Source organism: Micromonospora sp. GCM10011541 (assembly GCF_042650725.1).
Taxonomy (GTDB): Bacteria; Actinomycetota; Actinomycetes; order Mycobacteriales; family Micromonosporaceae; genus Micromonospora; species Micromonospora sicca.
This window is the reverse complement of the sequence record NZ_JBHSBP010000098.1, coordinates 24210-36848: the sequence shown is the minus strand read 5'-3', so window position 1 is coordinate 36848 and position 12639 is coordinate 24210. Positions and strand designations below refer to the sequence as shown.

Sequence of the window (12639 nt, the reverse complement as noted above, 5' to 3'; positions counted from 1 at the left end):
GCCCGGCCCGGGTCGCGCCCGGGCGGTCGGCTCAGACCCGGGTCGGGGTGTGCTCCCGGGCCCAGACCCGCATCAGGTCCCGGACCGAGATCACCCCGGCCACCTCCCGGCCGTCGAGCACCACCAGGTGCCGGAAGCCGCCGCGGGCCATGGCCGCCGCCGCCTCCTCCACCGTCCAGTCCGGGCCGGCGTAGACCACGTCCCAGGTCAGGTGGGCCGCGGTGCGTTCGACGTCGCAGTCCAGCCCCGCGCCGATCGCGTTGAGCACGTCGCGTTCCGTCATGATCCCGACCCCCTCGGAGTCCGGATCGATCACCACCGCCGACCCGACACCGCGGGCCGACATCATCCGGGCCGCCTGGCGGAGCGTGTGCTCCGGGCCGACCACGAGAACCTCACTGGACATCGCTTCTCGAACCTGCATCACACATCACCCCTGTGGGACGGCGGCACCCGGTACGGACATGGTGGGCCATCGATGCAGACCGGGACAAGGCCGGGCATCGCCGGAAACGGGCCGGGCTCGCTACCAAGACGCGGGCCAGTGCTCCGCCCTTCAAGGCGGGGGTGAAGGCCCGTGCGGGGAGGGCCGTCAAGGCCCGAGCCGTGTTCTAGCCGGGCGGCTGGTTGATCTGCTCGGCCACGGGGACGGGCACGATCGCGGCGATTCGGCGGCCGTGATTGGTCACGTAGATGATCCGGCCGCGGACGGCGACATCATTGAGGGTGCCCGCGAGGGCCTGGCGCAGTTCACGGACGCTGATCTCGTTCGGAGTGTCGGTCATGCCGACATGTTAACTCTTGTGTACGCTGGTGGCTGTGCAGCTCCGGTACAACTACCGCGTCTATCCGACGCCTGCCCAGCAGGCTTCGCTGGGGCGGGCGTTCGGGTGCGCGCGGGTGGTGTTCAACGACGGGCTGCGCGCACGTCAGCAGGCCCGCGAGGCGGGCGAGGCGTACCTGTCGGACGGGGACCTGTCGAAGCGGGTCATCACCCAAGCGAAGCGGACGCCCGAGCGGGAGTGGCTGGGCGAGGTGTCGGCGGTCGTGCTCCAGCAGGCCCTCGCGGACCTGAACACCGCGTACCGCAACTTCTTCACCTCGCTGTCCGGCAAGCGCAAGGGCCGCAAGGTCGCGCCGCCTCGGTTCCGGTCCCGCAAGGACAACCGGCAGGCGATCCGGTTCACCGCGAACGCCCGGTTCAAGGTCCTGGACAACAGCCGGCTCCGGCTGCCGAAGATCGGCGACCTGGCGGTGCGCTGGTCCCGGCGACTGCCGGCACCGCCCACCTCGGTCACGGTCATCCGCGACGCGGCCGGACGGTACTTCGCCTCATTCGTCGTACAGACCAGCGATGAGCCGCTGCCGCCGGTCGACGCCGAGGTGGGCATCGACCTGGGCCTGACCCACTTCGCGGTCCTGTCCAACGGCAAGAAGATCGCCGCGCCGAAGTTCCTGCGCCGGGCGGCCCGCAAGCTGCGCCGGCTGCAGCAGGACCTGTCCCGCAAGCAGCCGGGCAGCAACAACCGCAGCAAGGCCGTCGTCAAGGTCGCCCGGGCGCACGCCCGGGTGGCCGATACGCGGCGGGACTGGCAGCACAAGCTCTCGACCCGGATCATCCGCGACAACCAAGCGGTGTACGTCGAGGACCTGTGCGTCACCGGTCTCGGCCGAACCCGGCTCGCGAAGTCCGTGCACGACGCCGGCTGGGCCAGTTTCACCGGCATGTTGGAGTACAAGGCCGCCCGACACGGGCGGACCTTTGCCCGGGTGGACCGGTTCTTTCCCTCCACCCGCATGTGCTCCGACTGCGGTCGCATCAACGACAATATGGCGCTCAGCGTTCGAGCGTGGGACTGCCCGTGCGGCAGCACCCACGACCGGGACGTCAATGCCGCCAAGAACGTGTTGGCCGCCGGACGGGCGGACAACTCAAACGACCGTGGAGCGCAGGTAAGACCAGCCCCCGTGCTGGCACCGCGCGTCGAAGCGGTAATCCACTCGGACGCCGCGTGTTCCACCCGCAGCGTGGAGGGAATCCCCGTCCTTCAGGGCGGAGAGAACGTCAATGTCGTCACGTGCCCACCGAGCCTGTCCGCTGCGCCGGCGCGCTGATCGTGGACGACGACGGCCGCATCTTCATCCAGCGCCGGTCCCCGGACCGGGCCATCTTCCCCAACTGCTGGGACATCGTCGGCGGCCACCTGGAACCGGGCGAGGGGGTGGAGGAGGCGCTGCGCCGCGAGGTCACCGAGGAGACCGGCTGGAGCGTCTTGCACGTCCTCGGACTGGTCGGGGAGTACCACTGGACCGGCGACGACGGGCTGGAACGGCTGGAGTCCGACTTCCTGGTCCGGGTGGACGGCGAGCTGAGCCGGCCCCGGCTGGAGGCGGGCAAGCACACCGAGTTCCGCTGGCTGGGCGAGGAGGAGATCGCGCTGCTCGACGAGCACCGGGACGTCAACGACGGGCTGATCCGGCGGATCGCCGAGAACGGTTTTGCCGCGCTGCGGTCGATCGGTCTGTGAGCGACGGCGTCGAGCTGGCCCCGCACCGGTTCGCCGGGCTGGTCGCCCCGGCGGTCGACCGAGCCTTCGTCGCCGGCATGCTCGCCGGCCGCGACGGCGGCGGCGCCGAGCTGAGCTCCCGGTACGGCGGGCCGGCCGCGACCGGCTTCCTGGTCGAGTTCCGCACCCGACTGGCCGCGCCCGGTGGACGGGCCCGGCTTCGCGGCGGTCACCCGCTACCGGGATCCGGCCTCCTGCCGGCGGGCGCTGGACAAGCAGGTCGCCCACGGGATGCTGCACCGGGGGACGGGGGCTTCAGCGCCACCGAGCGCGGGCTCGCCTTCCTCACCGAGATCTACCAGGTGCACGCTGAGGTGACCGAGGAGCTGTGGGCCGGCCACGACGACCGGGTGGTCCGCCTGGTGGAGGCGCTCGGCCGGCTGCTCGCGTACGCGCTGGTGCTGGCGGACGCGGAGCCGGCGGTCGCGGGCTCGGCCTTCGCCGCGATGGCCCCGCCGTACGAGCCGGAGGGCACCCCGCCGGGGGTGCTGCTGCTCAACCGGCTGGGCACCCTGCGTTACCACCGGGCGGACGCGCACGCGGCGGCGTGGCGGGCGGCGGGGCACACCGCGGCGAGCATCGCGGAGCTGCCGCCGGGGGCGGAACGGCTGGCGATCGAGCTGGAGACCGACCGCCGGGCCGCCGGGCCGTACGTCGTGCTGACCGCGGAGGAGCGGCTGGCGATGCTCGCCGACCTGGCGGCCCTGCCCGGCTGAACCACGGTTGGCGGCAGCGGCCAAGTCACCCGGCGCTATCCTCCACCGGTGACCCGGAGTCGTACGGAGGAGGATGCCGGCATGATCGGGATGGTGCTCGCGGCCGGTGCGGGGCGCCGACTGCGCCCGTACACCGACACCCTGCCCAAGGCGTTGGTGCCGGTGGACGGTGACACCACCATCCTGGACATCGCGCTGCGCAACCTCGCCGAGGTCGGGCTGACCGAGGTGGTGATCGTGGTCGGCTACGCGGCGGACGCGGTCGTCCAGCGGCAGGCCGCCCTGGCGGAGAAGTACGGCGTGACGATCACGCTGGTGCACAACGACAAGGCCGAGGAGTGGAACAACGCCTACTCGCTCTGGCTGGCCCGGGAGCACTTCGCCCGGGGCGTGCTGCTGGTCAACGGCGACACCGTGCACCCGGTGAGTGTGGAGAAGACCCTGCTGGCCGAGCGCGGCCCGGGCATCCTGCTGGCCATCGACAACATCAAGGCGCTGGCGGAGGAGGAGATGAAGACCACCTTCGACGCCGCCGGCCAGCTCACCCGGATCACCAAGGTGATGGACCCGCTCGAGGCGTACGGGGAGTACATCGGCGCGACGCTGATCGAGCCGCAGGTGGCCGACGCGCTCGCCGACGCGCTGGAGGCGACCTGGCGGCGCGACCCGAACCTCTACTACGAGGACGGCTACCAGGAGTTCGCCGACCGGGGCGGCGAAGTGCGGGCGGCGCCGATCGGCGACGTCTCCTGGGTCGAGGTCGACAACCACGCCGACCTGGCCCGGGCGCGGGAGATCGCATGCCGCTACTAGCCCGGACGATCCTCACCCCGCTGCACATCGACGTGCGGCGGGGCGCGGTGGCCGACCTGGCCGCGATCCTCGCCGACGGGCGGATCTCCGCCGGGGGCGACGTGGCGGTGGTGGTCGGGCCGGGGCAGGGCGAGCAGATCGCCGAGCTGATCCGGCCGTCGCTGCGCTCGGCGGACATGTTCACCGTGGCCGGTGGCACCCTGGACGCCGCCGACGACCTCGGCGCGAAGCTGCGTGCCCGGTCGTACGACGCGGTGGTGGGCATCGGCGGCGGCAAGACCATCGACGTGGCGAAGTACGCGGCCACCCGGCGCGGGCTGCCGATGGTGACGGTGGCGACCAGCCTGGCCAACGACGGCATCGCCTCCCCGGTGGCCAGCCTGGTCAACGAGGGGATCAAGGGCTCGTACGGGGTGCACATCCCGATCGCGGTGATCGTCGACCTGGACTTCGTGGCAGCCGGGCCGGAGCGGCACAACCGGGCGGGCATCGGCGACGCGGTGAGCAACATCAGCGCGCTGGCCGACTGGGAGTTGGCCCGGCAGGTCCGCGGCGAGCCGGTCGACGGGCTGGCCGCCTCGCTGGCCCGGATGGGCGCCGAGGCGGTGCTTGCCCACCGCGGCGACATGACCGACGACGCGTTCGTGACCGTGCTCGCCGAGGCGCTGATCTCCAGCGGGCTGGCGATGGCGGTCTGCGGCACCAGCCGCCCGGCCAGTGGCGGCTGCCACGAGATCATGCACGCGATCGACGCGCTCTTCCCCGGCACCGCCTCGCACGGCGAGCTGGCCGGCCTGGGCGCGCTCTTCTGCACCTTCCTCCGCGGCGACCAGCGGCGCTTCGCGGAGATGTCGGCCTGCCTGGCCCGGCACGGCCTGCCGCGGCTCCCCGCCGCCGTGGGCCTGACCGACGACCAGTTCGTCGAGGCGGTGCAGTTCGCGCCGGCCACCCGCCCGGACCGCTACACCATCCTCGAACACCTGGCGATGTCGCCTACCGAGACGCGGGAGCGGCTGGCAGACTACGCCGGTGCACTCCACGACCACCTCGGCTGAGCCGTCCCGCCCCTCCGTCGCCGACTTCCACCGGGTCAACCGGGGCGGCGGCCTGTTCAGCGAATCGATCAGCCAGTGGCTGGGGGCTGCCTTCGCGCTGGCCGCCCAGCGGCTGGGGCTGCGCCCCACCGCGCTGTCCATCGCCAACCTGCTGCTCGGCCTGGCCGTCTCGGTGACCGTGGTGGCGCTCGCCGAGCCGGTCGCCGCCGGGGACGTACCGGCCTGGGTCGTCGGCCTGGTCGCGCTGGTCGGCTGGCAGGTCGCGTACGCCCTGGACTGCGCCGACGGTCAGCTCGCCCGGGTGACCGGGCAGGGCAGCGCGGCGGGCGCCCGGGTGGACGTGCTCTGCGACGTGGCGGCCCAGATCGCGCTGGTCACCGCCCTCGGCGCGACCGCCGTGGCGCAGCGCCCGGCGACGCCGACCTGGCTGGTGGCGGTCTTCGCCGGCACCTGGATGGTCAACCTGGTCACCTCGGTGATGCAGGCCGGCCCGAACGCGGCCAGCATGGTCACCTCGACCTCGCTGCCGGTACGCCTGGTGAAGCTGGTCCGCGACTACGGCGCGGTGATCCTCCTGGCCGGCCTGGTGCTGACCGTCGCCCCCGCGCTGGCGGTCTGGGTGATCGTCGCCTTCACGATCGTCAACGGCGGCTTCCTCCTCGCCAGCATCGCCTTCTCCGCCCGCGCCTCGCTCCGCTGACCCGGACGGGTCAGGCGGGGCGCGCGGTGCGGGCCACCCCCGCGTAGATGTCGATGAGCTGCTTGGTGACCACGTCGGGGTGGAAGGTGCGCTCGTAGCGGGCGCGCGCCGCGGGCGCCAGCGCGGCGGCCCCGGCCCGGGCCACGGGCAGGGCGGCGGCCAGCGCGGCCGGCTCCGGGGCCACCACCCAGCCGGCCTCGCCCGCCTCGATCCCGACCGGCGGGGCGACCCGGCCGTCCCCGGGGACGGCGGAGGCGACGGCGGCCGGGCCGGTGCCGGCGGGCTCGCGGGGGGTGTCCGCGCCGACCAGGTACGGGATCCCGCCCAGCGCGGTGCCGAGCACCGGCCGGCCACTGGCCAGCGCCTCGATGATCACGGTGGGCAGCACGTCGTGCCAGGTGGAGGTGGCCAGCACCACCGCGCTGGCGTCCAGCGCGGCGCGGACCCCGGCGCGGTCCAGCGGGCCGAGGAAGGAGAGGTCGGCGCGTTCGGCGGCCGCCGCCTCGACCAGCGGACGCAGCTCCCCGTCCCCGGCGATCCGCAGCGGGCCGAGCGCCCCCTCCGGGTGCCGGCGCCACGCGTCCAGCAACAGATCGAGGCCCTTCTCCGGGGAGAGCCGACCGAGGAAGAGGAAACCCTCGCCGAGCGGGGCGGGCTGCCCGGGGTCGGGGATGGCATTCGGCTTGACCACGATGCGCTCGTCCGGGATGCCGTAGTCGCGCAGGTGGTCGGCGACCGCCGTGGTGAGCGCGATGAACCGGTCGACCGACTTCCAGGTCGGCCGGTGCACGGCGAGGGTGGTGGCCATCAGCGCGCTCTGCGCCCGCGAGCCCCGGTAGCAGCGGTGCACGATCGCCGGCACGCCCAGCGCCCGGCCCCGGCAGTCCTGGCAGATCACGCCGTCCCGGAAGTACAGCCCGGAGGAGCAGACCTGCCGGTAGTTGTGCACCGTCTGCACCACCGGCACGCCGTGCTTGTGCGCGGTCCGCACCACCCAGGGCGAGAGCAGCGGGTACGGGTTGTGCAGGTGCAGCACGTCCGGCCGGTGCTCGGTGAGCAGGCGGCTCAGCTCCTGCTGGGCCTTCGGGGCGTAGATCGGCGAGATCGGCAGCAGCGCCTTCGCCGCCTTCGGCATCGTCGGGATCTCGTCGGAGCTGCGGATGAACGGCAGCACCTCCACCCCGGCCGCGGTGAGCTGGGCGATCTCCGCGTCGACGATGGTGTTCTCGCCGGAGGGCTGGGCTTCCCGGTACCGGTTGTGCGCCACCACGATTCTCACGGGAAAGAAGGCTACCGTTGTCTGATGCCCGAACTACCGGAGGTGGAAGCGCTCGCCGGATATCTGCGCGAGCGCGCGGTGGGGCGGCGGGTCGATCGGCTCGAGGTCGCCGCGATCAGCGCCCTGAAGACGTACGACCCGGCGCCCAGCGCGGTCGCCGGCCGGGCGGTGGTCGACGCCGGCCGGCACGGCAAGTTCCTCGACGTGATCTTCGACGGCGGCCTGCACCTGGTGGTGCACCTGGCCCGGGCCGGCTGGCTGCACTACCGGGAGGCGTTCCCGTCCAGCGCGCCGCTGCGCCCCGGCAAGGGCCCGGTCGCCCTGCGGGTACGCCTCGACGACGGCTCCGGCTTCGACCTGACCGAGGCCGGCACCCAGAAGAAGCTGGCCGCCTACCTGGTGACCGATCCGGCCGAGGTGCCCGGGGTGGCGAAGCTGGGCCCGGACGCGCTCCGGGCCGACCTGGCCACCTTCGCCGAACGGCTGCGCAGCCGGCGCGGCCAGGTGAAGGGGGTGCTGACCGACCAGTCGGTGCTGGCCGGGGTCGGCAACGCGTACTCGGACGAGATCCTGCACGCGGCGAAGCTGTCGCCGTTCGCGATCACCGACCGGTTGACCGACGACCAGCTGGCCGGCCTGCACGCGGCGACCCGGACGGTGCTCGGCGACGCGGTGCGGCGCTCGATGGGCCAGCGGGCCGCCGAGCTGAAGGGCGAGAAGCGCTCCGGCCTGAAGGTGCACGCCCGGACCGGGCTGCCGTGTCCGGTCTGCGGGGACACCGTGCGGGAGGTCTCATTCGCCGACTCCAGCCTCCAGTACTGCCCCACCTGTCAGACCGGGGGCAAGCCGCTCGCTGACCGTCGGTTGTCCCGGCTCGTACGGTGAGTAACGACACTTTCCGATTACGGAGAGGAATCGGCCCGAGCGCGCCGAACCTCCCGGTCCGCGGCTCTACCGGGACCGTCATCCATCGGTATAGTGGCTCGGTCCCCGGCTTCGAAACTGGTGCGGAGCCGGCCGGATCCCAAGCCGGCACCACCGGGCGGGTTGTCCTTAGGGTCGCCGTCCGACCCGGAGCCCGCGTGGGAGACTGGAACGGTGGGCGACCCGGGCCCTCACGGCGAGTGAGGGCGCGTGTCATGCGGGAGGACATGGGTTGAGGTGACGACAAGCCTCCAGCGCCCGGTAACCAACACAGGCCGGAGCAAGAGCGTGCGGCACGTCGACAGCTTCGAGATCCAGCCGCCGACTCCGCCGTCGCACAACGGCGTACCCCGGTCGGCGTGGGCCCGTGCCCGCCGCCGCGTCTCCCGCTGGCACCGCCCCTACATCGCCATGCTGCTGCTGCTCGACTACGGTTCGGCGGCGCTGGCGAGTTGGATCGCCATCCAGACCTTCGACCAGGCCGCCTCGGGCTTCCAGGACGCCAAGGAATCCTGGTTCCACACGGTGGCGTTCCTGCTGCTCCCGCTTGGTTGGTTGATCATCCTGTGGGGCAACCGGGCCTACGACCGGCGGTACCTCGGCCTCGGGCCGGACGAGTTCAAGCGGGTGATCCGGGCCGGGGTGGCGGTGGCCGCGACGGTCTCGTTCATCGCCTTCGCCACGAGGACCCTGCTGTCCCGGTGGACGGTCGGTTTCGCCCTGCTCGGGGCCCTACTGCTGATCCTGCTGGGCCGGTTCGTGGCCCGGTTCGTGCTGCACGCGGTGCGCCGCCGGGCGGGCCACGCCGGGCACCGGATGGTGCTGGTCGGCACGCTGCCGGAGGCGCTGGAGGTCTACACCGCGGTCACCCGCAACCCGGGCGCCGGGCTGGTGCCGGTGGCCATCCACATCACCGACGGGTACGCCGCCGCCCGGGGCATGGAGACCCCGGTGCCGGTGTACGCCGGCCGGGACGTGCTCGCCCTGGTCCGCGAGGTCGGCGGGGACACGATCGCGGTCTGCGGCTCGGCCAGCGCCGAGCCGGGTGAGCTGCGCCGGCTCGCCTGGCAGCTGGAGGGCTCCGGAGTCGACCTGGTGGTCGCCCCACAGCTCACCGACATCGCCGGTCCCCGGGTGCACATCCGGCCGATCGAGGGCCTGCCGCTGCTGCACGTCGAGGAGCCGACCCTGTCGGGCCCGGCGCTGCTGGTCAAGAACCTGCTGGACCGCGTCGCCGCCGGGCTGGGCCTGCTGCTGCTGGCCCCGCTCTTCCTCGCCATCGCCGTCGCGATCCGGATCTCCGACCCCGGGCCGGTCTTCTTCCGCCAGCCCCGGGTCGGCCACGAGGGGCGGACCTTCCGGGTCTGGAAGTTCCGCACCATGTACGTCGACGCCGAGGATCGGCTGGCCGGCCTGGTCGACCAGAACGAGACCGACGGCATGCTGTTCAAGATGAAGGAGGACCCGCGGGTCTTCCCGGTGGGCCGCTTCCTGCGTGCCTCTTCGCTGGACGAGCTGCCGCAGCTGATCAACGTGCTCCGGGGCGAGATGTCCCTGGTCGGGCCGCGCCCGCTCCCCGCCGACGACGGCGACTTCCTCGGTGACGTGCGCCGCCGGCTGCTGGTCCGGCCGGGCATGACCGGGCTGTGGCAGGTCTCCGGCCGCTCCGACCTGTCCTGGGACGAGGCGGTCCGGCTGGACCTCTACTACGTCGACAACTGGTCGCTGGCGTACGACCTGAGCATCCTGTGGCGCACGGTGGGCGTGGTGCTCGCACGCAAGGGCGCGTACTGATCCTCTTGGCGTAACGGCCGCCACCCGTCAGGATCGCTGCGTGGGTGCCAACCTCTCCGCCGTGTTCGGCGTCGTCTCACTGGTCAGCGCGCTGGCCGCGGCACTCTGGGCGGTGCTCCGGCTGCGCGCCCGGCGCGGCATCGCCACCGCGACCCAGCGGGCCACGTACGAGGTGCTGCACACCGCCGGGCTGGCCGCCGAGCCGCTGCGCGCGGGGCTGAGCGCGGCGGGCGCGGCGAAGGCCGTACGTCATCTGCGGACCCTGGTGGGCGCGGCCGGGCTGGCCCTGACGGACCGGGAGGCGCTGCTCGCCCTCGACGGGCGCGGTGCGCACCACGGCGACCAGCTGCTCGCGGCGGCCCGGCGGGCGGCGGCGGCCGGGCGCTCGACCGTGCTGCGCGAGTCGGAGCTGCACTGCGACCTGGTGGACTGCCCGGTCCGCGGCGCGGTGGTGGCCCCGTTGAGCGCGGACGGCCGGGTGGTCGGAGCGCTGGTGGCGATCGCCGACGGCCAGCCGGCGCCCGGGCTGGTGCAGGCCACCCTGGAGACGGCGCACTGGGCCGGCGACCAGCTCGCCCTGGCGGAGCTGGACTCGTCCCGGGAGCGGCTGGCCCGGGCCGAGGTACGCGCGCTGCGCGCCCAGATCAGCCCGCACTTCATCTACAACGCGCTGACCGCGATCGGCTCGTTCGTCCGGACCGACCCGGAGCGGGCCCGTGAGCTGATCCTGGAGTTCGCCGAGTTCACCCGCTACTCGTTCCGGGCGCACGGCGAGTTCACCACCCTCGCCGAGGAGCTGCGCTCGATCGACCGCTACCTGACCATCGAGCGGGCCCGGTTCGGCGACCGGCTCCAGGTGCGGTTGCAGATCGCCCCGGAGGTGCTGCCGGTGACCCTGCCGTTCCTCTGCCTCCAGCCGCTGGTCGAGAACGCGGTCCGGCACGGGTTGTCCCGCAAGCCGGGCACCGGCATGGTGAGCATCGAGGCCCGGGACGCGGGCGCGGAATGCCACATAACGGTGGAGGACGACGGAGTGGGGATGGATCCGACGACGCTGACCGCCGGCATCGCCGAGCTGGCCGGCGCCGGCAGCGACCCGACCGACGACGCGGGCCAGCATGTCGGCCTCTCCAACGTCGACGAGCGGCTCCGGTCGGCCTTCGGGGACCGGTTCGGCCTGGTCGTCGAGACCGGCCTCGGCTCGGGTACGAAGGTGAGCATGCGGGTGCCGAAGTTCCACCCCGGCGTACGGGCCGGTTCATGAACGCGACGGGCTTCCTCCGGGTGCTCGCCGTGGACGACGAGCCGCCGGCGCTCGACGAGCTGGCGTACCACCTGCGGGCCGACCCGCGGGTGGCCCGGCTGCACACGGCCGGGGACGCCACCGAGGCGCTGCGGGTGCTCCGGGACGGCGACGTGGACGTGGTCTTCCTGGACATCCGAATGCCCGGCCTGGACGGGATGGAGCTGGCCCGGGTGCTACGCCGGTTCGCCCGGCCGCCCGCGATCGTCTTCGTCACCGCGTACGACGACGGCGCGGTGGACGCCTTCGACCTGGGCGCCACCGACTACGTGCGCAAGCCGGTCCGCGCCGACCGGCTGGCCGAGTCGCTGCGCCGGGTGATCGGCTCGCGGGTGGTGCCGTCGCACCCGGCCGCCATGGCCCGGGCGGAGGAGGACCCGACCATCCCGATCGAGCTGGCCGGGACGACCCGGATGCTGCCCCGCTCGGCGGTGCGCTGGGTGGAGGCGCAGGGCGACTACGCCCGGCTGCACACCGCGGACGGCTCGCACCTGGTCCGGGTGTCGCTGGCGACCCTCGCCGAGCGGTGGGCCGACGCCGGGTTCGTCCGAATCCACCGGTCCTACCTGGTGCAGTTGAAGCTGATCGCCGAGCTGCGGCTGGTCAACTCCGGCTACGTGGTGGTGATCGACGGGGCTGAGCTGCCGGTGAGCCGCCGGCACACCCGGGAGCTGAAGGACAAGCTGGTCCGGGCGGCGAAGCAGGACTGGAACCGCTGAACCGGGAATAACCTCCAGTTAGCGTACGCTGTACGGTAGGCCGTACGACAGCTGGAGGTCGCCGTGTCCGAATCCCCGTCCGCCACCGCCCTGACCACCGACCCGTTCGACGCCGGAGCCGAGTTCGACCGCCAGGTCTCCACGCTGCTCCGGCTCGGCTACCCGGAGCTGGCCGGGCTCACCGAGGAGGCGTTCACCGCGCTGGTCACCCCGCTGCGCGCGGCGGCCGTCGCCGGCCCGCCCGGGGGTGCCGAGCACCGGCCGCCCACGGAGGCCCGGGTGCCGTTCCTGCTGGTGATCACCCGCGAGCTGGTGCCCGTAGAGGCGCGCCTGGGGCTCACCACGCTGGCCGGCAAGCGCAGGGCCGGCTTCCTGGACCGCAACTTCCCCGCCGCCGATCTGCCCCGGTTCGACCCGATCAAGGAGCTGGAGGCGCCGGCCGGACCGGCGTACCTGCTCTTCGACGTGGACCGGGGCGAGGAGTTCCGCAACCTGGCGCCCGCCGCCGCCATGGAGGGGATGACCGCCCAGGGCCGGCTGCCGCTCACCATCGACGAGGGCCTCGCCTTCGTCACCCAGCACCCGGCGGCGCTCGCCTCGAACCGGTGCTTCTCGCTGGTCGGGTCGCGCTGCGGCGACAAGCGGGTGCCGGCGCTCTGGATCAGCCAGGGCGCGCCGAAGCTCGGCTGGTGCTGGTACGGCAACCCGCACACCTGGCTCGGCTCCGCCACCGCCCACCCGGTCCGGGTCGGCCTGGAATGAACACCGG

At 73.1% G+C, this 12639-nt stretch carries 14 protein-coding genes; 11 read left to right on the top strand and 3 right to left on the bottom strand.

The genetic code is table 11. The features are described from left to right. Positions 1–31: 31 nt before the first annotated feature. Positions 32–424 carry a CBS domain-containing protein gene (locus tag ACFOYX_RS32035; RefSeq protein ID WP_322442618.1) on the bottom strand — a complete coding sequence of 131 codons (393 nt, stop codon included), beginning with the start codon at positions 422–424 and terminating at the stop codon, positions 32–34. 187 nt (positions 425–611) lie between these two features. Beyond that, complete coding sequence (locus tag ACFOYX_RS32030) at positions 612–785, bottom strand: type II toxin-antitoxin system prevent-host-death family antitoxin (protein ID WP_322442619.1); 174 nt, start codon at positions 783–785, stop codon at positions 612–614. A 34-nt stretch (positions 786–819) separates the two neighbouring features. On the opposite strand from ACFOYX_RS32030, the gene ACFOYX_RS32025 reads away from it, so the two are divergent. From ACFOYX_RS32025 to ACFOYX_RS32000, 6 genes are all read left to right on the top strand, one after another. Then, on the top strand, positions 820–2115 hold the full coding sequence (locus ACFOYX_RS32025) for a transposase (RefSeq protein WP_322442621.1): 1296 nt from the start codon (positions 820–822) through the stop codon (positions 2113–2115). Continuing rightward, positions 2079–2528, top strand: a complete 450-nt coding sequence (locus ACFOYX_RS32020; protein ID WP_322442622.1) for an NUDIX domain-containing protein — start codon at positions 2079–2081, stop codon at positions 2526–2528. Before ACFOYX_RS32025 ends, ACFOYX_RS32020 begins: the two co-directional genes overlap by 37 nt. Then, positions 2525–3283 carry a hypothetical protein gene (locus tag ACFOYX_RS32015; RefSeq protein ID WP_322442623.1) on the top strand — a complete coding sequence of 253 codons (759 nt, stop codon included), beginning with the start codon at positions 2525–2527 and terminating at the stop codon, positions 3281–3283. Before ACFOYX_RS32020 ends, ACFOYX_RS32015 begins: the two co-directional genes overlap by 4 nt. An 81-nt stretch (positions 3284–3364) precedes the next feature. Beyond that, a complete protein-coding gene (locus tag ACFOYX_RS32010; protein WP_322442641.1) occupies positions 3365–4096 on the top strand; it encodes a phosphocholine cytidylyltransferase family protein in 732 nt (243 codons plus the stop codon). Further along, on the top strand, positions 4084–5151 hold the full coding sequence (locus ACFOYX_RS32005) for an iron-containing alcohol dehydrogenase family protein (protein ID WP_322442624.1): 1068 nt from the start codon (positions 4084–4086) through the stop codon (positions 5149–5151). Before ACFOYX_RS32010 ends, ACFOYX_RS32005 begins: the two co-directional genes overlap by 13 nt. After that, a complete protein-coding gene (locus ACFOYX_RS32000; protein WP_322442625.1) occupies positions 5126–5851 on the top strand; it encodes a CDP-alcohol phosphatidyltransferase family protein in 726 nt (241 codons plus the stop codon). Before ACFOYX_RS32005 ends, ACFOYX_RS32000 begins: the two co-directional genes overlap by 26 nt. Before the next feature lie 10 nt (positions 5852–5861). Here ACFOYX_RS32000 and ACFOYX_RS31995 read toward each other — a convergent pair whose 3' ends face one another. Continuing rightward, positions 5862–7130: a glycosyltransferase family 4 protein gene (locus ACFOYX_RS31995; RefSeq protein ID WP_322442626.1), complete on the bottom strand. Its 1269-nt coding sequence runs from the start codon at positions 7128–7130 to the stop codon at positions 5862–5864. A 24-nt stretch (positions 7131–7154) separates the two neighbouring features. Between ACFOYX_RS31995 and ACFOYX_RS31990 the strand changes: the two genes are divergently transcribed. The 5 genes from ACFOYX_RS31990 to ACFOYX_RS31970 all read left to right on the top strand — a co-directional run bounded on the left by ACFOYX_RS31990 (position 7155) and on the right by ACFOYX_RS31970 (position 12632). Then, on the top strand, positions 7155–8015 hold the full coding sequence (locus ACFOYX_RS31990; protein WP_322442627.1) for a DNA-formamidopyrimidine glycosylase family protein: 861 nt from the start codon (positions 7155–7157) through the stop codon (positions 8013–8015). A 327-nt stretch (positions 8016–8342) separates the two neighbouring features. After that, positions 8343–9848, top strand: coding sequence for a sugar transferase (locus tag ACFOYX_RS31985; RefSeq protein WP_322442628.1), 1506 nt, complete (start codon positions 8343–8345; stop codon positions 9846–9848). A gap of 40 nt (positions 9849–9888) precedes the next feature. Beyond that, on the top strand, positions 9889–11112 hold the full coding sequence (locus ACFOYX_RS31980; RefSeq protein WP_322442629.1) for a histidine kinase: 1224 nt from the start codon (positions 9889–9891) through the stop codon (positions 11110–11112). Beyond that, a complete protein-coding gene (locus tag ACFOYX_RS31975; protein WP_322442630.1) occupies positions 11109–11870 on the top strand; it encodes a LytTR family DNA-binding domain-containing protein in 762 nt (253 codons plus the stop codon). The genes ACFOYX_RS31980 and ACFOYX_RS31975 overlap by 4 nt, the downstream gene beginning before the upstream one ends. Positions 11871–11933: 63 nt before the next feature. Next, positions 11934–12632: a DUF5701 family protein gene (locus ACFOYX_RS31970; RefSeq protein WP_322442631.1), complete on the top strand. Its 699-nt coding sequence runs from the start codon at positions 11934–11936 to the stop codon at positions 12630–12632. Positions 12633–12639: the final 7 nt, after the last annotated feature.

Bases quoted from the DNA above. Each gene is read 5' to 3' on its own strand.
- ACFOYX_RS31990 (WP_322442627.1), top strand. From the start codon at position 7,155: ATGCCCGAACTACCGGAGGTGGAAGCGCTCGCCGGATATCTGCGCGAG.
- ACFOYX_RS32005 (WP_322442624.1), top strand. From the start codon at position 4,084: ATGCCGCTACTAGCCCGGACGATCCTCACCCCGCTGCACATCGACGTG.
- ACFOYX_RS32010 (WP_322442641.1), top strand. From the start codon at position 3,365: ATGATCGGGATGGTGCTCGCGGCCGGTGCGGGGCGCCGACTGCGCCCG.
- ACFOYX_RS32030 (WP_322442619.1), bottom strand. From the start codon at position 785: ATGACCGACACTCCGAACGAGATCAGCGTCCGTGAACTGCGCCAGGCC.
- ACFOYX_RS32035 (WP_322442618.1), bottom strand. From the start codon at position 424: ATGCAGGTTCGAGAAGCGATGTCCAGTGAGGTTCTCGTGGTCGGCCCG.
- ACFOYX_RS31975 (WP_322442630.1), top strand. From the start codon at position 11,109: ATGAACGCGACGGGCTTCCTCCGGGTGCTCGCCGTGGACGACGAGCCG.